Source organism: Streptomyces sp. 4F14, from assembly GCF_048159485.1.
Lineage (GTDB): Bacteria > Actinomycetota > Actinomycetes > Streptomycetales > Streptomycetaceae > Streptomyces.
Map to the genome: position 1 here is coordinate 117,907 of NZ_JBLRVY010000014.1, position 23,470 is coordinate 141,376.

Annotated in this window: 1 protein-coding gene; it reads left to right on the plus strand. The window is 72.4% G+C overall.

Annotated features, from left to right (window positions below):
* Positions 1–23,466, plus strand: coding sequence for a non-ribosomal peptide synthase/polyketide synthase (locus tag ACLZOT_RS24680; protein ID WP_416971231.1), 23,466 nt, complete (start codon positions 1–3; stop codon positions 23,464–23,466).
* Positions 23,467–23,470: the final 4 nt, after the last annotated feature.

Consider the following 23,470-nt stretch of genomic DNA (forward strand, 5'->3'; position numbering starts at 1 on the left):
ATGTCTGCCCGCGACGGCGCCGCTCTTCCCGCGACCGCGGCCCAGCGCGAGATCTGGCTCGCCGAACAGCGCACGCCCGGCGTGCTCCCCCTGTACCGCGTCGGCGAGTACCTGGAGATCAACGGCCCCGTCGACCCGGACCTGTTCGCGACGGCGCTGCGGCAGGCCGTGGCCGAGAACGACGGCCTGCGCGCCGTGTTCACCGACGGCCCCGACGGGCTACGCCAGACCCTCCGGCAGACCCCGGGCCCGGACCTCGCCCACCTCGACTTCAACTCCCTCGAAGCAGCGGTCAGTTGGATGCACACGGACCGGCTGCGCCCCCTCGACCCGGCCCGCGACCCCCTCCACTCGCACGCCCTGATCCGCCTCGCCGACGACCACTGGCTCTGGTACCACGCCTACCACCACCTCGTTACCGACGGCGTCGGCCTCGTCCTCATGGCCGAGCGCGTATCCGCCCTCTACTCGGCCCTGGCCTGCGGGGATACGGCGGACCCGGCGCCGTTCCCGACCCTGCGCGAGGGCGTCGAGGCCGACGCCGGCTACCGCGCCTCCGCCCGCTTCACGGCGGACCGCGCGCACTGGACCCACCACCTCGCCGGCCTCCCCGAACCCGCCCGCCTCGGCCGCCCGGCGACCGACCCCACGAGCCGCCCCCGCGTCGTCCCCGTCCCACTGGACGGAGACCCGCTGGACGCGGTCACCCACCGCACCGGCGCGCGCGCCTCCCGCACGCTGATCGCCGCGACCGCCCTCCACGTACACCGCCTCACCGGCGCCCGGGACCTCCTCATCGGCCTCCCCGTCACCGGCCGCTCCCGCGAGGACCGCGTCCTCGCCGCCTTCCCGGGCCTCGTCTCCAACGTCGTCCCCCTGCGCCTGACCGTCCGCCCCGACCGGACCTGGCAGTCGCTGCTCGACGACGTGGACCGCGAGGTGCGGTCGGCGCTGCGGCACCAGCGGTACCGGGGGGAGGACATCCACCGGGACCTCGGTCTGGCCGGGACGCCGGGTTCGGCGTGGCCGGTGATCGTCAACTACCGCTCCTTCTCCCGGTCGTCGGACTTCGCCGGACACCCGGCGACCGTCCGCGACCTCTCCGAGGGCGGGGCGACCGACCTCGCGGTGTGGGCGGTGGACCGGCAGGACGGGCGGGGGACGCGGGTCTCGTTGCAGACCGGCGTGGAGACCTGGGAGGAGAGCGAACACGCCGCGCAGGCCGGGGCGTTGGCGGGGCTGCTGGGGAGCCTGGGGGAGACGGACGGGGGTGAACTCCTCGGACGGGTCGGGTTCTTGAGGACGGGTACGCCATCCCGAACGGTTACGCCCTCTCGATCGGCCCGGCCCTCGGCAGCTCCGGCCGCACGGACCCCCGACCTCGCCGCCCTCTTCGAACGCCAGGCATCCCGCACACCGGACGCGCTCGCCGTCGTGGCTCCCGAAACCACGTTGACCTACGCCGAGTTGGACGCCCGCGCGAACCGCATCGCCCACCTCCTCCTCGCCCACGGCGCCGCCCCCGAGCGCCTCGTGGCCCTCGCCCTGCCCCGCTCGGCGGATCTGGTCGCCGCGATCCTCGCGACCCTCAAGACCGGTGCCGGGTACGTCCCTCTGGACCCCGACCACCCCACGGCCCGTCTCGCCGAACTCCTCGACGACACGCGCCCGGTGACGGTGCTGACCGACGCCGCGACCCGCGAGCGTCTGCCTGCCGGGACGCCGATCACCCTTCTCGACACGGAATCTGACGAACAGTCACCCATCGCCCCCCGGCGCGCGATCGACCCGCTCCACCCCGCCTACGTCATCCACACCTCGGGATCCACAGGCCGCCCCAAAGGCGTACTCGCCACCCATGGCGCCCTGTCCGACCTGATCCACCACCAACGAACCACCCTCTACACGAAGACTCTTGAGAACCCCGAAGGCGCCTCCCCCCTCAACATCCCCCTCACCACCTCAGTAACTTTCGACGCCTCCTGGGACCAGCTCGGCTGCCTCTTCGCCGGTCACACCCTCCACGTCCTCGACCGCGCCACCTGGGCCGACCCCACCGCCTTCGTCGCCCACCTCCGCACCCACCGCCTCGACCTCGTCAACGCCACCCCCACCTACCTGCGCGCCCTCCTCGACCACGGCCTCCTGGACCCGGCCCATCACCGCCCGTCCACCGTCATCGCGGGCGGCGAGGCTCTCCCGCCGGACCTGTGGGAGGAGTTGAGGCAGGCGGAGGGTGTCCGCGGCCTCAACTTCTACGGCCCCACCGAGTGCACGGTCGACGCCCTCACCGCCCCCGTCGAGGGCGCCGGCCCCACCCTCGGCCTCCCCCTCCCCGGCCTGCGCGCCCACGTCCTCGACGCCGCCCTCCACCTCCTCCCCGACGGCCTCCCCGGCGAGCTGTACCTCTCCGGCCCCGCCCTCGCCCGCGGCTACCTGAACCAACCGGCGGCAACGGCGGCCCACTTCGTCGCCGACCCCTTCGGCGCCCCCGGCACCCGCATGTACCGCACGGGCGACCTCGTACGCCGCTCCCCGGACGGCACCCTCACCTACCTCGGCCGCACCGACGCCCAGCTCAAGATCCGCGGCTTCCGCATCGAACCCGGCGAGATCGAAGCCCAGTTGACGGGCCGTCAGGACATCGCGGAGGCCACGGTCATCACCCGCGACGACCGGCTCATCGCGTACGTCGTCCCCGCGTCCGGCGAGGTCGCGCACCCGGCGACGCTGCGGCAGCACCTGCGGGAGCGGGTGCCGGAGTACATGGTCCCGGCGGCGATCGTCCCCCTGGACGCCCTCCCGCTCACCGCGAACGGCAAACTCGACCGCGCCGCCCTGCCCGCGCCGGATCTCTCGCCGACGGGGGCAGGCCGCGCGCCGCGCACCGCGCGCGAGGAGATCCTGTGCGATCTGTTCACAGAGGTGCTCGGCGTTCCCCAACCCGCCCCGCACGACGACTTCTTCGCCCTCGGCGGCCACTCCCTCCTCGCGATGCGCCTGCTGGCCCGCATCCGCACGACCTTCGACGTCGACCTGAGGCTCGCCGACCTCTTCGACGCCCCCACCCCGGCCGGCCTCGCCCGCGCGGTCGACTCCGGCGACCACCGCACCCGCCCCGCCCTCACCCCGTACGAGCGCCCCGGCGCGGTCCCGCTCTCCTCCGCACAGCGCCGACTCTGGTTCCTCCAGCGGATGGAGGGCACCGGCTCGACCTATCACATCCCCCTCGCCCTCCACCTGACCGGCGACCTCGACCGAACAGCCCTCCAGCAGGCCCTGGTCGACGTCGTCACCCGGCACGAAAGCCTGCGCACCGTCTTCCCCGACGAACGCGGCGTGCCCTGCCAACGGGTCCTCGACCACCCCGACATCAGGCTCACGGTGTCACGCGCCGACGAGGCCGAGCTGCCGGACCTCATGCTCGCCGCCGCCCGCCGCACCTTCGGCCTCGCCACCGAACTCCCGTTCCGCGCCGAGCTGTTCGAGACGACGGCCACCGACCACACCCTGCTCCTGGTCCTGCACCACATCGTCGGCGACGGCTGGTCCGTCGGCGCCCTCGCCCAGGACGTCACCCGCGCCTACGCCGCCCGCCGGACGGGGCAGGCCCCCGACTGGGCCCAACTCCCCGTCCAGTACGCCGACTACACCCTCTGGCAGCGCGAACTGCTGGGCGACGCAGCCGACTCGGACAGCCTCTCCGCCCACCAACTCGCCTACTGGGCCGGCCGGCTCGCCGGGATCCCGGAGCAACTCCAACTCCCCTTCGACCGCCCCCGCCCCGCCGCCACGACCTACCGGGGCGAACAGCTCCCGCTGACCATCGATCCCGAACTGCACGGCGAACTGAGCGAGTTGGCCCGGCGCAACGGAACGACCCTCTTCATGGTCCTTCAAGCCTCCCTCGCCGCCCTCCTCGCCAAGCTCGGCGCCGGACACGACATCCCCATCGGCACCCCCGTCGCCGGCCGCACCGACGAAGCCGCCGACGACATGATCGGCTTCTTCGTCAACACCCTCGTCCTGCGCACCGACCTGACCGGCGACCCCACCTTCGCCGAACTCCTCGGCCGCGTCCGCACGACGGCCCTCGCCGCCTACGCCCACCAGGACCTCCCCTTCGAGCACCTCGTCGAGGAGCTCAACCCCACCCGCACCCTCGCCCACCACCCCCTCTTCCAGACCATGCTGGCCCTCCAGAACGCCCCCCTCGGCGCGTTCGAACTCCCCGGCCTGCGCGCCACCGCCGACCTCGTCCCCACCCGCACCGCCAAGTGCGACCTCACCTTCAACCTCACCGAACACCCCGACGGCGGCCTCACCGGCACCGTCGAGTACAGCACCGACCTGTTCGACCCCGGCACCGTCCGCAGCATGGCCGAACGATGGCTGCGCGTCCTGCGAACGGTCGTCGCGGACACGGGAGTTCGCCTGAGCGACGTCGACGTCCTGTCGCCCACGGAACGCGCCGCCCTGCTCCCCGCCCCCCTGGCGGCTGCTCCGAGCGGTGACATCGTCTCCCTCTTCGAGGCCCAAGCACGCGCCCGCGCCGACGCTTTGGCCGTCACCGCAGGCCCCGACCGCCTCACGTACGGCGAACTCAACGCCCGAGCCAACCGCCTGGCCCACTGGCTCATCGACCGAGGCGTCGGCCCCGAGGACTTCGTCGCCATCGCCCTGCCCCGCTCGGCGGACCTCGTCGTCGCGATCCTGGGCGTCCTCAAGGCCGGTGCCGCCTACCTCCCGGTCGACCCCGAATACCCCGCCCAGCGCCGGGAGTTCATGGTCGAGGACGCGCGACCGGTGCTGGTCCTGGACGACATGAGCGCCGTGGGGGAGGGGCACCCCGACACGAACCCCGGTGTGCGGATCTCGCAGGAACACCCGGCGTACGTGATCTACACGTCCGGTTCGACAGGCCGCCCGAAGGGCGTGGTGGTCCCGCACGGAAACGTGGCGCGGCTGTTCTCGGCGACCGACGAATGGTTCGGGTTCGGCCCGGACGACGTCTGGACACTCTTCCACTCGTACGCGTTCGACTTCTCCGTCTGGGAGTTGTGGGGTCCGCTGCTGCACGGCGGCCGACTGGTGGTCGTGGACTACCACGTCTCCCGCAACCCCCAAGCTTTCGCGGCCCTGTTGGCCGACGAGGGCGTGACGGTCCTCAACCAGACCCCTTCCGCCTTCTACCAACTTCCGTCGGACGCCGCCGACTTGTCGTTGCGGTATGTGATCTTCGGCGGCGAGGCGTTGGAGCCCGCCCGGCTGGCGGACTGGTACGCGCACCACGCGGACGACGCCCCGGTCCTCGTGAACATGTACGGCATCACCGAGACGACCGTGCACGTGACCTACGAGGCCCTGCGCGCCGCCTCCACCGGACAGCCGTCCAGCGTCATCGGTACGGCCATCCCCGACCTGCGCGTCTACGTCCTGGACGAGCGCCTCAACCCCGTACCGCCGGGCGTGGCAGGGGAGTTGTACGTCGCCGGCGCCGGGCTCGCGCGCGGGTACCTGCGGCGGCCGGGGCTGTCGGCGGAGCGTTTCGTCGCCGACCCGTACGGGCTGCCGGGGACCCGCATGTACCGCTCCGGCGACGTCGTGCGCTGGAACGCGCGCGGCACCCTGGAGTTCGTCGGGCGCGCTGACGACCAGGTCAAAGTCCGGGGTTTCCGCATCGAGTTGGGCGAGATCGAGGCGGCCCTCGCCGGACATCCCGAGGTCGCCCAGGTCGCCGTCCTCGCCCGGCAGGACCGCGCCGACGACACCCGGCTCGTCGCGTACGTCGTCCCCGTGCCCGGCACGGTCGCGCACTCGGCGACGCTGCGGCAGCACCTGAGGGAGCGGCTGCCGGAGTACATGGTGCCGGGCGCGTTCGTCGCGCTGGACGCCCTGCCGCTGACCGCCAACGGCAAGCTGGACCGCCGTGCGCTGCCCGAGCCGCAGGTCGGGGCCGTCGGCTCCGGACGCGCGCCGCGCACCCCGCAGGAGCAGATCCTGTGCGAGCTGTTCGCGGAGATCCTCGGCGTCCCCGAGGCCGGCGTGGACGACAACTTCTTCGATCTGGGCGGCCATTCACTCCTCGCGACCCGTCTCGTCGCCCGGGTCCGCGTCACCCTCGGCGTCGAACTCGAACTGCGCGCCCTCTTCGAGGCCGCGACCCCCGCCGGGCTGGCCGCGAGCCTCGCCGCCGCCGGACAGGCCCGCCTGGCCCTCGACGCCTCGCCGTCCCGCCCCGAACTGATCCCCCTGTCGTTCGCCCAGCGCCGCCTGTGGTTCCTCCACCAACTGGAGGGCGAGAGCGCCAACTACAACATCCCGCTGGCCTGGCGGCTCAACGGCCCCCTGAACCAGGGCGCGTTGGAGACCGCGCTCGCCGACGTCGTCGTACGCCACGAGAGCCTGCGCACCGTCTACCCGCAGTTCGACGGCGTCCCCTATCAGCGGATCCTCGACCCCGGCGAGGCGCGGCTCCCGCTGCGTGCGGGGACCGTCACCGAGGCGACGCTCGACACCGTCCTCGCCGAGGCCCTCCGGTACGCCTTCGACCTGGCGGTCGAACTACCCCTGTTCGCTCAGTTGTTCACGGTCGCCGAGGATGAACACGTCCTCCTGCTGGTGATCCACCACATCGCGGGCGACGGCTGGTCCCTCGGCCCGCTCGCGCAGAACCTCGCCGACGCGTACGCGGCCCGCTGCCGGGGCGAGGAACCGGTGTGGAACCAACTTCCCGTGCAGTACGCCGACTACACGCTCTGGCAGCACCAACTCCTCGGTGACGCCCGGGACTCGGACAGTCTCTTCGCCCGCCAGGCCGCCTACTGGACGGACACCCTCGCCGGGCTCCCCGAACAGCTCCACCTCCCTACCGACCGGCCCCGCCCGGCCGTCGCCTCCCACCGGGGCGGGTTCGTCCGCGTCCGCCTGGACGCCGAACTCCACCACGAGCTGCGCGAGTTGGCCCGCACCCACGGCACCAGCCTCTTCATGGTCCTGCACGCCGGACTCGCCGGGCTCCTCGACAAGCTCGGCGCGGGCGAGGACCTCCCCGTCGGCACCCTCATCGCCGGCCGCACCGACCAGGCCCTCGACGACCTGATCGGCTACTTCGTCAACACCCTCGTCCTGCGCGGCGACACCTCGGGCGACCCCACCTTCGCCGAACTCCTCGCCCGCGTCCGCGACGTCTCCCTCGCCGCCTACGCCCACCAGGACCTGCCGTTCGAGTACCTCGTCGAGGCCCTCAACCCGGCCCGCTCCCTGGCCCACCACCCCCTGTTCCAGGTGATGCTGGTCCTCCAGAACGCGCCCCGGGCCGACTTCGCCCCGCCGGGCCTCACCACCGGCACCGTCCAACTCACCACGACCACCTCCAAGCTGGACCTCATCTTCTCCATGTCCGAACGCCACACGGACGACGGAGAACCCGAAGGCATCGACGGCTTCGTGGAGTTCGCCGGCGACCTCTACGACACCGCCACCGTCCAGGGCATGGTCGACCGCTGGATCCGCGTCCTCAGGGCGGGTGTCACCGACGCCCGGGTCCGCCTGAGCGAGATCGACGTCCTGTCGCCCACGGAACGCGCCGCCCTGCTCCCCGCCCCCCTGACGGCTGCTCCGAGCGCCGACATCGTCTCCCTCTTCGAGGCCCAAGTACGCGCCCGCGCCGACGCGTTGGCCGTAACCGCCGGCCCCGACCGCCTCACGTACGGCGAACTCAACGCCCGCGCCAACCGCCTGGCCCACTGGCTGATCAACCGAGGCGTACGCCCGGAAGACCTGGTCGCCCTCGCCCTGCCCCGGTCCGCCGACCTCGTCGTGGCCGTCCTCGGCGTCCTCAAATCCGGCGCCGCCTACCTGCCGCTCGACCCCGACTACCCCGCCGCCCGACGGGAGTTCATGATCGAGGACGCCCAACCGAGGCTGGTCCTGGACAACTTGGCCGTGGTGGGGGAGGGGTACCCCGACACCGATCCCGGCGTACGGATTTCGCCGCAGCATCCGGCGTACGTGATCTACACGTCCGGCTCAACCGGCCGCCCCAAGGGTGTGGTGATCCCGCACGCCAATGTGGTGCGGCTGTTCTCGGCGACCGACCAGTGGTTCGGGTTCGGTGCGGACGACGTGTGGACGCTGTTCCACTCGTACGCGTTCGACTTCTCCGTCTGGGAGTTGTGGGGTCCGCTGCTGTACGGCGGCCGTTTGGTGGTCGTGGACTATCACGTGTCGCGCAACCCTCAGGCGTTCGCGGCTCTGTTGGCCGATGAGGGCGTGACGGTCCTCAACCAGACCCCGTCGGCCTTCTACCAACTCCCCTCCGATGTCGCTGACTTGTCCCTGCGCTATGTGATTTTCGGTGGCGAGGCGTTGGAGCCCGCCCGGCTGGCGGACTGGTACGCGCACCACGCGGACGACGCCCCGGTCCTCGTGAACATGTACGGCATCACCGAGACGACCGTGCACGTCACCCACACGGCCCTCGACGCCTCCTCCATCAAGGAGCTGAGCGTCATCGGCGCAGCGATCCCGGACCTGCGGACATACGTCCTGGACCGGCACCTGAAGCTCGTACCGCCCGGCGTGGTGGGCGAGTTGTACGTCGCCGGCGCCGGGCTGGCGCGGGGGTATCTGAACCGGCCGGGGCTGTCGGCGGAGCGTTTCGTCGCCGACCCGTTCGGGGTGTCCGGCGCCCGGATGTACCGCACCGGTGACCTGGTGCGGCGACGGGCCGACGGGGTGCTGGAGTACGCGGGCCGTGCGGACGACCAGGTCAAAGTCCGCGGTTTCCGGATCGAGTTGGGGGAGATCGAGGCGGCCTTGGCCGGGCATCCGGAGGTCTCCCAGGTCGCCGTACTGGCCCGGCAGGACCGCGCTGACGACACCCGGCTCGTCGCGTACGTGGTCGGTGACGCGGAACCGGACGATCTCCGGGCCCACCTGCGCGGACGGCTCCCGGAGCACATGGTCCCGGCCGCGTTCGTCGCCTTGGACGCCCTGCCGCTGACCGTGAACGGCAAGCTGGACCGGGCCGCCCTGCCCGCGCCGGACCTCACGCCGACGGGGGCCGGCCGCGCGCCGCGCACTGCGCGCGAGGAGATCCTGTGCGACCTGTTCGCGGAGGTGCTCGGCGTCGCCCAAGTCGGCCTGGACGACGACTTCTTCGACCTCGGCGGCCACTCTCTGCTGGCCACCCGCCTCGTCGCCCGGGTCCGCGCCGCGCTCGGTGTGGAGCTGGAGCTGCGGGCGCTCTTCGAGTCCCCGTCCGTCGCCGGAGTCGCCGCGAGCCTCAGCGCGGCGGGTGAGGCCCGTCCGGCACTCGTCCCGGCCGCCCGGCCCGAGCGCCTGCCTCTGTCGTCGGCCCAGCGCAGGCTGTGGTTCCTGCACCGGCTGGACGGCGGCAGCGCGGCGTACCACATCCCGCTGGCCTGGCGCCTGACCGGCCCGCTCGACCGGCCCGCCCTCGAAGCGGCCCTCACAGATCTGACGAGCCGTCACGAAAGCCTGCGGACCGTCTTCCCGGACGTCGACGGCGTGCCCTGCCAGCACGTCCTGCCCGAACACCGCCCCCAACTCCCGGTCACCGAGGGCACGGACCTCGCCGCCTCCCTGGCCCGCCCCTTCGACCTGGCGACCGAACCACCCCTGCGCGCCGACCTGTTCACCGACGGACCCGGCGTCCACGTCCTCCTCGTCACCGTCCACCACATCGCGGGCGACGGCTGGTCCCTCGGCCCGATCTCCCGCGACCTCGCCACCGCGTACACAGCACGCCGCGCGGGCAAGGCCCCCGAGTGGACCGAACTCCCGGTGCAGTACGGCGACTACACGCTCTGGCAGGAGCAACTCCTCGGCGACGCCCACGACTCGGAGAGCCTGTTCGCGCGACAGTCCGCGTACTGGACCGCGACACTCGCCGGGCTCCCCGACCAGATCCACCTCCCCACCGACCGGCCCCGGCCGACCACGCCCACCTTCCAAGGGGGCCAGGTCCGCGTCGAGTTGGACGCCGACCTGCACGCCGCGCTCCTCGACCTGGGCCGCCGCCAGGGCGCGAGCCTCTTCATGGTGCTCCAAGCCGGTCTCGCCGCCCTGCTGAACAAGCTCGGCGCGGGCGAGGACCTCCCCGTCGGCAGTCTCATCGCGGGCCGCACCGACCAGGCCCTCGACGACCTCGTGGGCTTCTTCGTCAACACCCTCGTCCTGCGCACGGACACCTCGGGCGACCCGACGTTCACCCAACTCCTCGGCCGCGTAAGGGAGTCGGCCCTCGCCGCCTACGACCACCAGGAGCTGCCGTTCGAGCACCTGGTCGAGGCCCTCAACCCGACGCGCTCACTGGCCCGGCAACCCCTGTTCCAAGTCCTGCTGGCGCTCCAGAACGTACCCGGCGGGACCTTCGAACTCCCGGGCGTGCAGGCCGAGATCGTGCCCGTGCACACACCGACGGCGATGTTCGACCTGTCGTTCCACCTGCTGGAGCGGGAAGCGGGCGTTCACGGGTATGTGGAGTTCGCGGCCGACCTGTTCGACACGGACACGGTGGAACGGATCCTGGCCCGCTGGGTCCAGTTGCTTCACCAGGCCGTCGCCGAACCGGAGTCGAGCCTGAGCCGGTTCGACGTCCTCCTCGACGACGAACACGCGCCCACTTGTGAAACCACCGAGCGGCAAAGGGAGTTCGTCCCGCTGCCCGCCCTCTTCACCCGCCGGGCCGCCGAACTCCCCGACGCCCCCGCCGTCGTCTTCGAGGGCACCACCCTCACCTACGCCGGCCTCGAAACCCGCGCCAACCGCCTGGCCCACTCCCTCACCGCACGCGGGATCGGCCCCGAGGACATCGTCGCGATCTCCCTGCCCCGAGGCGTCGAAGCGGTCGTCGCGACCCTCGCCGTCCTGAAGACGGGCGCCGCCTACCTCCCCATCGACCCCGAATACCCCTTGGCCCGGCGCGAGTTCATGCTCGCCGACGCCCGCCCGGCCCTCGTCCTCGACGACCCGACCGCCGTCGACCCCGGCCCCGCCCACCCCGACACCGCACCCGAGGTGACGTACCTCGCGCAGCACCCGGCGTACGTCATCTACACCTCCGGCTCGACCGGCCGCCCCAAGGCGATCGTCATGCCCGCCGGGGCCCTCGCGAACCTCCTGCACTGGCACCACACCACCCTCGGCGGCCAACCCGGCACGCGCGTCGCTCAGTTCACCGCCGCCGGCTTCGACGTCGCCGTGCAGGAGACCTTGTCCGCGCTGCTGTACGGCAAGACGCTGATCGTGCCCACGGACGCCGAACGGCGCAGCGCCGAACGGTTCGTGGGCTGGCTGGAGCGGCACCGCGTCGAGGAGCTGTACGCCCCGACCCTGATGCTGGAGGCGGTCGCGCAGGCGGCCGAGGAACAGGACAGGGCTCTGCCGGACCTGCGGCTGATCGTGCAGGCCGGCGAGGCCATGCGGGTCGGCGCGCTGAACGCCTTCCGGGACCGGCGGCTCCACAACCACTACGGCCCGGCGGAAACCCACGTCGTGACCGCCCACGCGCTGCCCGCAGGACACGACACCCACCCGGTCCCCATCGGCCGTCCGATCGACCAAGTCCGGGCGCACGTCCTGGACTTGGCCCTGCGCCCGGTCCCGCCGGGCGTCCCCGGCGAGCTGTACCTCTCCGGCGTCTGCCTGGCGCGCGGCTACCTCAACAGGCCCGCCCTGACGGCCGATCGTTTCGTCGCCGACCCCTACGGCCCGCCCGGCGCCCGCATGTACCGCACCGGGGACCTCGCCCGTCGCCGCACCGACGGCGAGCTGGAGTTCCTCGGCCGCGCCGACCAGCAGGTCAAGGTACGGGGCTTCCGCATCGAACCCGGCGAGGTCGAGGCCGCGCTCACCGCCTGCCCCGGGGTGACCGGCGCGGCGGTCCTGGTACGGGACGACCGCCTCGTGGCGTACGTCGTCCCCGCCACTGTCCCCACCGCACCCCTCCTCACCGAACTCAGCGACAGGCTCCCGGACTTCATGGTCCCCTCGGCCGTACTCGCCCTGGACGCCCTGCCGTTGACCCCCAACGGCAAGCTCGACCGCGCCGCCCTGCCCGCACCCGCCCCCGAGACGACGGGCCGGGCCCCGCGCAGCGCACGCGAACAGATGCTGTGCGACCTCTTCACGGAAGTGCTGGGCGTCGCCCAAGTCGGCCCGGACGACGACTTCTTCGCCCTCGGCGGCCACTCCCTCCTCGCCACCCGCCTGATCTCCCGCATCCGCGCCGTCTTCGGCGTCGAACCCGAACTCCGCGCCCTCTTCGAGGCCCCCACCCCGGCCGCCCTCGCCACCCGCCTCGGCGACGCGGACGCGGCACGCCCCTCCCTCACCCGCCAACTCCGCCCCGACGTCCTGCCGTTGTCGTTCGCGCAACGCCGCCTCTGGTTCCTGCACCGCATGGAGGGCCCGAGCGCCACCTACGCGATGCCGCTCGCCCTGCGCCTGACCGGCCCCCTCGACCGGGAAGCCCTCGGCCTCGCCCTCGGCGATGTGACGGACCGTCACGAAAGTCTGCGGACGGTCTTCCCGGACGTGGACGGCGTTCCCCACCAGCGCATCCTGCCCGACGCCCGCCCGGTGCTCACCGTCACCGGCACCGACGAGGCCGGCCTCCCCGAGGCGCTGGCCCGCGCCGCGCGCCACGGATTCGACCTGGCCGTCGACATCCCCCTGCGCGCCGAGCTGTTCACCCTCGCGCCCGAGGACCACGTCCTGCTGCTCGTCCTGCACCACATCGCGGGCGACGGCTGGTCGCTGCGGCCGCTCTCCCGCGACCTGGCGACGGCGTACGCGGCCCGCAGCCGGGGCGGGGCACCCGACTGGACCCAACTCCCCGTCCAGTACGCCGACTACACCCTCTGGCAGCGCGACCTCCTCGGCGAGGAGACCGACGCCACGAGCGCCTTCGCCGGACAGACCGCCTACTGGCGCGAGGCGCTGGCGGGCCTCCCCGAACAGCTCCACCTCCCCACCGACCGCCCCCGCCCGGCGGGCACGACCCACCGGGGCGGCCACCTCGCGGCCACCATCGACGCCGAACTACACCGCGCCCTCCACGAGTTGGCCCGCCGCCACGGCGCGAGCCTGTTCATGGTGCTCCAGGCGGGTCTGGCCGCACTGTTCACCCGCCTCGGTGCGGGGACGGACATCGCGGTGGGGAGTCCGGTGGCGGGCCGTACGGATCAGGCGCTGGACGATCTGGTCGGGTTCTTCGTCAACACCCTGGTCCTGCGGACCGACACGTCCGACGACCCCACCTTCACCGACCTCCTCGCCCGCGTCCGGGAGACCGCGCTGTCGGCCTACGACCACCAGGACGTGCCCTTCGAGCACCTGGTCGAGACCCTCAACCCGGTCCGCTCCCTCGCTCACCACCCCTTGTTCCAGGTCCTGTTGGCCCTCCAGAACACCCCCGAAGGCGACTTCGCCCTCCCCGGCCTGCACACCGCCCCGGTCCCCGTCGGCACCGGCACCGCCCGCCTCGACCTCGCCATCGCCGTCACCGAACGCCGCCGCCCCGACGGCACCCCCGACGGCCTCGAAGCGGTCCTGGAGTACAGCGCCGACCTGTTCGACGAGGACTCCGTCCACACCCTGTTCGCCCGCTGGCGACGCCTGCTGACGTCTGCCGTGACCGACTCCGGTCGCCGGATCGGCACACTCGATGTCCTCGACACCGAAGAACGCCACACCCTCCTGCACGACCGCAACACCACCCGCGACGCCCAACCAGCCGTCCTCCCCGACCTGTTCCGGCGACAGGCGACCCGCCGCCCCGATGCCCCCGCAGTCGTCAGCGGCGCCAAGACCGTCACGTACGCCGAACTCGACGCCCACTCCAACCGGTTTGCGCACCACCTGATCCAACAGGGCGTGGGACCCGAGGACTTGGTGGCACTGAAGTTGCCCAGGTCCATCGAGCTGGCCGTCGCCATCCTCGGCGTGCTCAAGGCGGGCGCGGCCTACGTCCCCGTCGACCCGGAGTACCCCGAGGCGCGGATCGCGCACATGCTGGACGACGCGCGGCCCAGGGTCGTCATCGAGGAAGCCGTCGAGGCAACCGATCACCCTGACACGGCACCCCCAGTTCGTGTTCTGCCGCAGCACCCGGCGTACGTCATCTACACCTCGGGCTCGACCGGCCGCCCCAAGGGCGTCGTCGTCACCCACGCCGGCATCCCCAGCCTCGTCGCCGCCCAGGCCGAACGCCTCGCCCTCGACGACGACAGCCGCGTCCTCCAGTTCACCTCCACCGGATTCGACGCCTCCTTCTGGGACTTGTGCGCCGCACTCCTCACGGGCGCCACCCTGGTCCTCGCCCCTGTCGACGCCCCCTTGCCCGCACTGACAGACCTCGACGTGACGCATGTGACGGTTCCGCCGTCCGTACTGGTCGCGCTGGAGGGGGAGTTGAGGGCGAGGACGCTGGTCGTCGCGGGGGAGGCGTGTTCTCCGGAGCTGGTGCAGCGGTGGGCTCCGGGTCGTCGGATGATCAACGCGTACGGTCCGACCGAGACGACGGTCTGCGCGACGATGAGCGACCCGCTCATTCCGACCGGCCAACTCCCGCCTATCGGACGTCCGATCGCCGGGGCGCGGGTGTACGTCCTGGACGCCGGGCTCCAGCCCGTGGCCCCCGGCGTCGCCGGTGAACTCTACGTCGCGGGCGCGGGGTTGGCGCGTGGCTACCTCAACCGCCCGGCCCTGACGGCGGATCGCTTCGTCGCCGACCCGTACGGCCCGCCCGGGTCCCGCATGTACCGTACCGGTGACCTCGTCCGCTGGACGCGTGGCGGTGAGCTGGAGTTCGCCGGACGCGCCGACGACCAGGTCAAGGTACGCGGCTTCCGCGTCGAACCCGCCGAGATCGAAGCCCAGTTGGCCGATCACCCCGAGGTGGCCCACACGGTCGTGGCGGTACGGCGGGACAGGCTCGTCGGCTACGTCGTCCCCGTGCCCGGCGCCGAACCCGACCCCGCCGCGCTGCGGGCGCACCTCAAGGAGCGGCTGCCCGACCACATGGTGCCCGGCGCGGTCGTCGTCCTGGACGCGCTGCCGCTCACACCGAACGGCAAACTCGACCGAACCGCCCTGCCCACACCGGAGTTCACCTCCTTCGGCCGCGAAGCCCGCACTCCCCGCGAGCAAGTGCTCGCCGGGCTCTTCGCCGAGGTGCTCGGTGTCACCCAAGTCGGCGCGGACGACAGCTTCTTCGACCTCGGCGGCCACTCCCTCCTCGCCACCCGCCTGGCCTCCCGGGTCCGCGCCGCCCTCGGCGTCGAACTGCCGCTGCGCACCCTGTTCGAGACGCCGACCGTCGCCGGACTCGCCGCCACGCTGGACTCCGCCGGAGCGGCCCGGCCCGTCCTGACGAGCCAAGTCCGCCCGGACGTCCTGCCGTTGTCGTTCGCTCAGCGCCGCCTGTGGTTCCTGCACCAGATGGAGGGCGGCGAGGCCACCTACACCATCCCCCTGGCCCTCCGCCTCACCGGACGACTCGACGAACGCGCCCTCGAAGCGGCCCTCGCCGATGTCGTGGACCGCCACGAGAGCCTCCGCACCGTGTTCCCCGAAGGCCCGGACGGCACCCCGGCCCAGCACGTCCTGGACGGCGCCCACCCCCGCCTGCGCGTCACCCACACCGACGAAGCACGCCTGCCGGACCTCCTCTCCCGCGCGGCCCGCTCCACCTTCGACCTGACCACCGAACTCCCCCTGAAGGCCGAGCTGTTCGCGCTCCCCGGCGACGAACACGTCCTGCTCCTCGTCATGCACCACATCGCCGGCGACGGCTGGTCCACCGGCCCCCTCTCCCGCGACCTCGCCGAGGCGTACGCCGCCCGGAGCGCGGGCCGCAAGCCGGACTGGCAGCCCCTGCCCGCCCAGTACGCCGACTACACCCTGTGGCAACGCGCCCTCCTCGGCGACGAATCCGACCCCGCGAGCACCTTCGGCACGCAACTCGGCTACTGGAAACACCAGTTGACCGACCTCCCCGACCAAGTCCGGCTCCCCGCCGACCGGCCGCGCCCCCCGGTCGCCGGCTACGGCGGCGCCCACCTCCTCGTCGACCTCGACCCGGAACTCCACCAGGGTCTGCGCGACCTCGCCCAGCGGCAGGGCGCGAGCCTGTTCATGGTGCTCCAGGCGGGTCTGGCCGCGCTGTTCACGCGTCTCGGTGCGGGGACGGACATCGCGGTGGGGAGTCCGGTGGCGGGCCGTACGGATCAGGCGCTGGACGATCTGGTCGGGTTCTTCGTCAACACCCTTGTCCTGCGCACCGACACGTCCGGCGACCCCACCTTCGAGGAACTGGTCCGGCGCGTCCGGGAGACGTCCCTGTCGGCCTACGCCCACCAGGACCTGCCGTTCGAGAACCTCGTGGAGGAACTCAACCCGGTCCGCTCTCTCTCCCATCACCCCCTGTTCCAGGTGATGTTCGCCCTCCAGAACGCCCCCATGGGCACCTTCGACCTGCCCGGTCTGCGCGTCACCCCGCTGGCCGTACCGACCGGAACCGCCAAGTTCGACCTCGGCTTCAACCTCTACGAACGCCCCGAGGGCGGCATCTCCGGAGCCGTCGAGTACGCCACCGACCTCTACGACCCCGACACGGTCACCGACCTCGTCGACCGCTGGACCCGCCTGCTGCGAGCGGGAGTTGAGAACCCGACCCACCCCATCGGCCGCGCCGACCTCCTCACCGCCGACGAACGCCGCCGCCTGCTGGAGCCTGCCGCTGACACCGGCGTCCCCGCCGAACCCCTCCCGGAAGCCTTCGCCCGCCAGGTGCGCACGACCCCCGATGCTGTCGCGCTCGTCGCGGGGGAGCGGGAGCTGTCGTACGCCGAACTGGACGCCCGCGCCAACAGGTTCGCGCACCACCTGATCCGACAAGGCGTCGGTCCAGAGGATTTGGTGGCCCTCAAACTGCCCCGGTCCGTCGACCTCGTCGTCGGCATCCTCGGCGTGCTGAAGGCGGGCGCGGCCTATCTGCCCGTCGACCCGCAGTACCCGGACTCCCGGATCGCGTTCATGCTGGACGACGCGCGGCCCAGGGTCGTCATCGAGGAAGCGGTCGAGGCAACCGATCACCCTGACACGGCACCCCCAGTTCGTGTCCTGCCGCAGCATCCGGCGTACGTCATCTACACCTCGGGCTCGACCGGCCGCCCCAAGGGCGTCGTCGTCAGTCACGCCGGGCTCGCCCACCTCGTGGCGGGCCAGGTCGAGCGGTTCGCCATCGGCGCGGACAGCCGGATCCTCCAGTTCGCCTCGCCCAGCTTCGACGCGTCCGTGTCCGAGCTGTACACGGCCCTGCTGACCGGCGCGACCCTCGTCCTGCCCCCTCCTGGCAACCCGCTCCCGGCGCTCACCGCACTCGACGTGACGCATGTGACGGTTCCGCCGTCCGTACTGGTCGCGCTGGAGGGGGAGTTGAGGGCGAGGACGCTGGTCGTCGCGGGGGAGGCGTGTTCTCCGGAGCTGGTGCAGCGGTGGGCTCCGGGTCGTCGGATGATCAACGCGTACGGTCCGACCGAGACGACGGTCTGCGCGACGATGAGCGACCCGCTCATCCCGACGGGCCAACTCCCGCCTATCGGACGTCCGATCACCGGGGCGCGGGTGTACGTCCTGGACGCCGGGCTCCAGCCGGTCCCGCCCGGCGTCGCCGGTGAACTCTACGTCGCGGGCGCGGGGTTGGCGCGTGGCTACCTCAACCGCCCGGCCCTGACGGCGGATCGCTTCGTCGCCGACCCGTACGGCCCGCCCGGGTCTCGCATGTACCGCACCGGTGACCTCGTCCGCTGGACGCGTGGCGGTGAGCTGGAGTTCGCCGGACGCGCCGACGACCAGGTCAAGGTACGCGGCTTCCGCGTCGAACCCGCCGAGATCGAAGCCCAGTTGACCGACCACCCGGCCATCGCGCACAGCGTCGTGACCGTACGGGACGACCGCCTGATCGCCTACGTCGTCCCGGCCGGCGCCCGCCGAGACCACGAACTGGACATCGTGGAGACCTGGCGGGAGACCTACGACGCCCTCCCCGTGACCGCCGCGCAGACCGCGTTCGGCGAGAACTTCACCGGCTGGAACAGCAGTTACGACGGCCGGCCCATCCCCGAGGCGGAGATGCGGGAGTGGCGGGACGCCACCGTCGACCGCATCCGCGTCCTCAGGCCGCGCCGCGTCCTGGAGGTCGGCGCCGGAACCGGCCTGCTGCTGGCGAAGCTCGCGCCCGACTGTGAGACGTACTGGGCCACGGACTTCTCGGCGACCGCGATCGGCGTCCTCACCGAACACGTGGACCGGCAGCCCGAGTTGACAGGCAAGGTGGTCCTCCGCACCCAGCCCGCGCACGACGTGACCGGCCTGCCCGAGGGCGCGTTCGACGTGATCGTCATCAACTCGGTGATCCAGTACTTCCCGAGCGGCGAGTATCTCCGGGATGTCGTAGGCAAGTTGACGGCTCTCCTCGCTCCCGGTGGCGCCCTGTTCCTCGGTGACGTCCGCAACCTCAGGCTGCTGCGGCCCTTCCTCACCGCCGTCCACGCACAGGACCCGGAGGCCGTCGACCGAGCGGTGCGGAGGGAGGAGGAACTCCTCGTCGACCCCGACTGGTTCACCACGCTGGACCCGCGCCTGGACGTCTCGATCGAGGTCCGCCGGGGACGCCACCACAACGAACTCACCCGCCACCGGTACGACGTCACCCTCCGCGAGGCGGCCAGGACCACCGAGCAGGCGATCACTCAACTGGTCTGGGACCAGGACGTGTTCACCCTGGACCAGGCGCTGGCGGCGGCCGATGCGACCCCTGCCCTGCGGATCACGGGCGTCCCCAACACCCGCCTCGCCACGGAGGCCGGCCGCGACCCGCAAGGCGCTCCCGATCCTGAGGACTGGTACACCTGTGGCCGCCCCGCCCATGTCACCTGGTCCCCGTACGGCCCCGAACTCCTCGACGTCACCTTCGTCGTCGACGACCACCGCGTCCCGTACCGCCCCGCCCCCGTGACAGGCGCCCCCCTCACCAACACCCCCCGCACCACCGGCAACCTCCCCGCCACCCTCCGCGCCCACGCCCGCGAGCGGCTCCCGGAGCACCTCGTCCCGTCGGTCTTCGTCGTCCTCGACGACCTTCCCCGCACGGCCAGCGGCAAGCTCGACCGAGCCGCCCTCCCCGCCCCCGAGGCGGACCGCACGACCACCGGCCGCGCACCCCGGACTCCCCAAGAAGAGCTGCTGGCCGACCTGTTCGGCGAGCTGCTGAACACCGGACGCGTCGGCGTCGACGACAACTTCTTCGACCTCGGCGGCCACTCCCTCCTCGCGACCCGCCTCGCGTCCCGCGTCCGTGCGACCCTCGGTGTCGAACTCGACGTGCGGGCCCTGTTCGAGGCCCCCACCCCGGCCGCCCTCGCCGTCCGCCTCGACCGGGCCGGCGCCGCGAGGCCCGCCCTGACCAAGGCCGAACGCCCCGAACGGGTACCGCTGTCGTTCGCCCAGCGCCGCCTGTGGTTCCTGCACCGCATGGAAGGCCCGAGCGCCACCTACAACATGCCGCTCGCCCTCCGCCTCACCGGCCACCTCGACCGCGAGGCCCTGGAGTCGGCCTTGCGGGATGTGACGGAGCGTCACGAGAGCCTGCGGACCGTGTTCCCGGACGCCGGGGGAGTGCCCCACCAGCACATCCTGACCGACGCCCACCCCACCCTCTCCGTCCGCGACGCCGACGAGGAGCGGCTCCCCGGACTCCTCGCCGAAGCCGCCGCCCACGGCTTCGACCTCGCCGCCGAAATGCCCCTGCGCGCCCACCTGTTCACGCTCGGCGCCGAGACGCACGTCCTGCTCGTCGTCGTCCACCACATCGCGGGCGACGGCTGGTCCATGGGCCCGCTCTCCCGTGACCTGGCGAACGCCTACGCCGCCCGCTGCCGGGGCGGGGCACCGGAGTGGGCCGAACTCCCCGTGCAGTACGCCGACTACACGCTCTGGCAGCGAGAGCTGCTCGGCGAGGCCGACGACACGGACAGCCGCCTCGCCGGGCAACTCGCCTACTGGAAGGAGGCGTTGGCGGGCATCCCGGACCAGACACCGCTGCCCGCAGACCGGCCCCGCCCCGCCACCGCGTCGCAGCGCGGCGCCCAATGCACGCTGAGCATGGACGCCGAACTCCATGCCAGGCTCCGAGAGTTGTGTGCCCGGCACGGCGCCAGCATGTTCATGGTCCTGCAAGCGGGCCTCGCCGCACTCCTCACCCGCCTCGGCGCCGGCGAGGACGTGCCTGTCGGCAGCCCGGTCGCCGGACGCACCGACGAAGCCCTCGACGAACTGGTCGGGTTCTTCGTCAACACGCTTGTCCTGCGCACCGACACGTCCGGCGACCCGACGTTCACCGAACTCCTCGGCCGTGTCCGGGAGACCGCCCTGTCCGCCTACGCCCACCAGGACGTGCCCTTCGAGCACCTCGTGGAGGTCGTCAACCCGGCCCGCTCCCTCTCCCACCACCCGCTGTTCCAGGTGATGCTGGCCCTCCAGAACGCCCCCACGGGCGAGTTCACCCTCCCCGGGCTCACCCTCGGGTACGAGTCCGTCCCGACCGGAACCGCCCGCTGCGACCTCACGTTCAGCCTCGCCGAGCGGTACACCGAGGACGGGCGGCCGGACGGACTGGTCGGCGCGGTCGAGTACGCCACCGACCTGTTCGACGCCGAGACGGTCGACACGCTCATCGGCCGATGGATCCGCTTCCTCGAACTCGTCACGCAGGAACCGGACATGACGGTCAGTCAAGTCGAGATCCTGGACGAGGAAGAGCGCCGCCACCTCCTCACCCTCGCCACCGGAGCCGACCTCGCCCCGGCCCGCCCCCTCACCGACCTGTTCGCCGAGCAGGTGCGGGCCACCCCCGACGCCGTCGCCGTCGAAGCGGGCGGCACGACCTGGTCGTACCGGCGGCTCGACGAGCGGTCCAACCGGCTCGCGCACGCCCTCGCCGGGCAGGGCGTCGGCCCGGAGACGGCCGTGGCCGTCCTCATCGAACGGTCCGCCGACCTCGTCGTCGCGCTCCTCGGGATCCTCAAGGCGGGCGGTACGTATGTGCCGTTGGACCCCGGCTTCCCGCCCGCCCGCGTCGATCTCGTCGTCCGGGAGACCGGCGCGGCGCTCGTCCTCACCGAGGACGTCCTCACCGCGCTCCTCCAGGCCGAGGCGCGGACCGGGCCGGCGCAGGTGAGGTGCCGGGTGGAGCAGGCGGCGTACGTGATGTACACCTCCGGATCCACCGGGCGCCCCAAGGGGGTCGTCGTCACGCACGGCGACGTCGCCGGGCTTGCGCAGGCGCCCTGCTTCGGCGGGGACGCGCACCGGAGGGTGCTGCTGCACGCGCCGGTCGCGTTCGACGCCTCGACGTACGAACTGTGGGTGCCGCTCCTGAACGGCGGCACGGTCGTCGTCGCTCCCCAGGGCCGCCTGGACGCCAGGGAGTTGGGGCAGGCCATCGGCGACGGGCGGGTGACCGGGCTGTGGCTCACCGCCGGGCTGTTCCGGCTGCTCGCCGAGGAGGAACCGCGAGCGCTGGCCGGCGTGCGGGAGGTGTGGACCGGCGGCGACGTCGTGTCCGCCGCAGCCGTCGCCCGGGTCATGGCCGCCTGCCCGGGTCTGCGGGTCGTCGACGGGTACGGCCCCACCGAGACCACCACCTTCGCCGCCCACCACGTCATGGACACGGAACCCGACCCGGCTCGGCCTGTCCCGCTCGGCCGTCCCATGGCCGGCATGCGGGCGTACGTCCTGGACAGCCGCCTGCGCCCGACTCCCCCCGGAGTCGTAGGCGACCTGTACCTCTCAGGTACGGGGGTGGCCCGGGGCTACCTCGGTCAGCCCGCCCGCACCGCCGAACGCTTCCTCCCCGACCCCTACGGCTTGCCCGGCACCCGCATGTACCGCACCGGCGACCTCGCCCGCTGGACGCGCTCCGGCGAGCTGGAGTTCGCCGGACGCGCCGACGACCAGGTCAAACTGCGCGGCTTCCGCGTCGAACCCGGCGAGGTCGAGGCCGCCCTCGCGGCCTGCCCCGGAGTGGCCCAGGCGGCGGTCGTCGTACGGGAGGACCGGGAGGGCGACAAGCGGCTGGTGGCGTATGTCGTACCTGAGAGGGACACCGCGCCGAAGGCCGAGAGGGGTACGCCGCAGGAGGTAGTACCTGGGTACGAGGAGCTCTCTCCGCCCACTCTCACCGCCCACCTCCGCCGCCACCTCCCCCCGTACCTCATCCCCTCGGCCTACCTCCCCCTCCCGACCCTCCCCCTCACCCCCAACGGCAAGCTCGACCACGCCGCCCTCCCCGCCCCCGACCACACCCCGGCCACCACCCCCCACCGAGGCCCCCGTACCCCTCAGGAACAGGTCCTGTGCGACCTCTTCGCGGAGGCGCTCGGCGTCGAGCGGATCGGGATCGAGGACAGCTTCTTCGATCTCGGCGGCCACTCGCTGCTCGCGGCCCGCCTGGTCGCGCGGGTCAGGGACACCCTGGGCGTCGAGATCGGCCTGCGGACGCTGTTCCAGGCACCGACCGTCGCCGAGCTGTCCGGCAGGCTCGCCCTCCAGGACGCGGACGGCTCGCTGGACGTCGTCCTGCCGCTCAGGCCCACCGGCACCGGCACGCCCCTGTTCTGCGTACACCCCGGCGGCGGCGTGAGCTGGTGCTACAGCGGGCTGCTGAGCCACGTCGACCCCGAGCACCCCGTGTACGCCATCCAGGCGCGCAGCCTCGCCCGGGACGAGCCGAGGCCGGGCAGCTACGAGGAGATGGCCGCCGACTACGTCGAGCAGATCCGCAAGATCCAACCGGAGGGCCCCTACCTGCTCCTCGGCTGGTCGGCCGGCGGACTCATCGCCCACGCGGTCGCCACCGAACTCCAACGCCTGGGCCAGCGCACGGCGTTGCTCGCGATCCTCGACGCCTACCCGGTCGTCGACCTGACCTTCGACGAGGCACCGGTCCCAACCGAACGCGACGTCCTGGTCGGCATGCTGGACTGCGAACCCGGCGAACTCCCGGACGGGGACCTCACCTACGACGAGGTGATGGACGTCCTCCGGCAGCGCGGCAGCGCGCTCGCCGGCCTGGAGCGCCGCCACCTCGAAGCCATCGTCGCCGTGATGATCAACAACGCGAGCCTCGCCCTCACCTTCGAACCGGCCGTGTTCCAGGGGGAGATGCTCCTGTTCAACTCCACGATCGACCGCGAGCAGGACTCGCCGGGCGCCCACGTGTGGCAGCCGTACGTGGACGGCCCGATCACCTCGTACGACATCACCGCCCGCCACGACCGCATGACCCGGCCGGGCGCACTCGCCCAACTCGGCCCCGTGCTCGCCGCACGGATCGCCGAACTCGCCAACTCAACGGACACAGAGGAGATCTGACGCA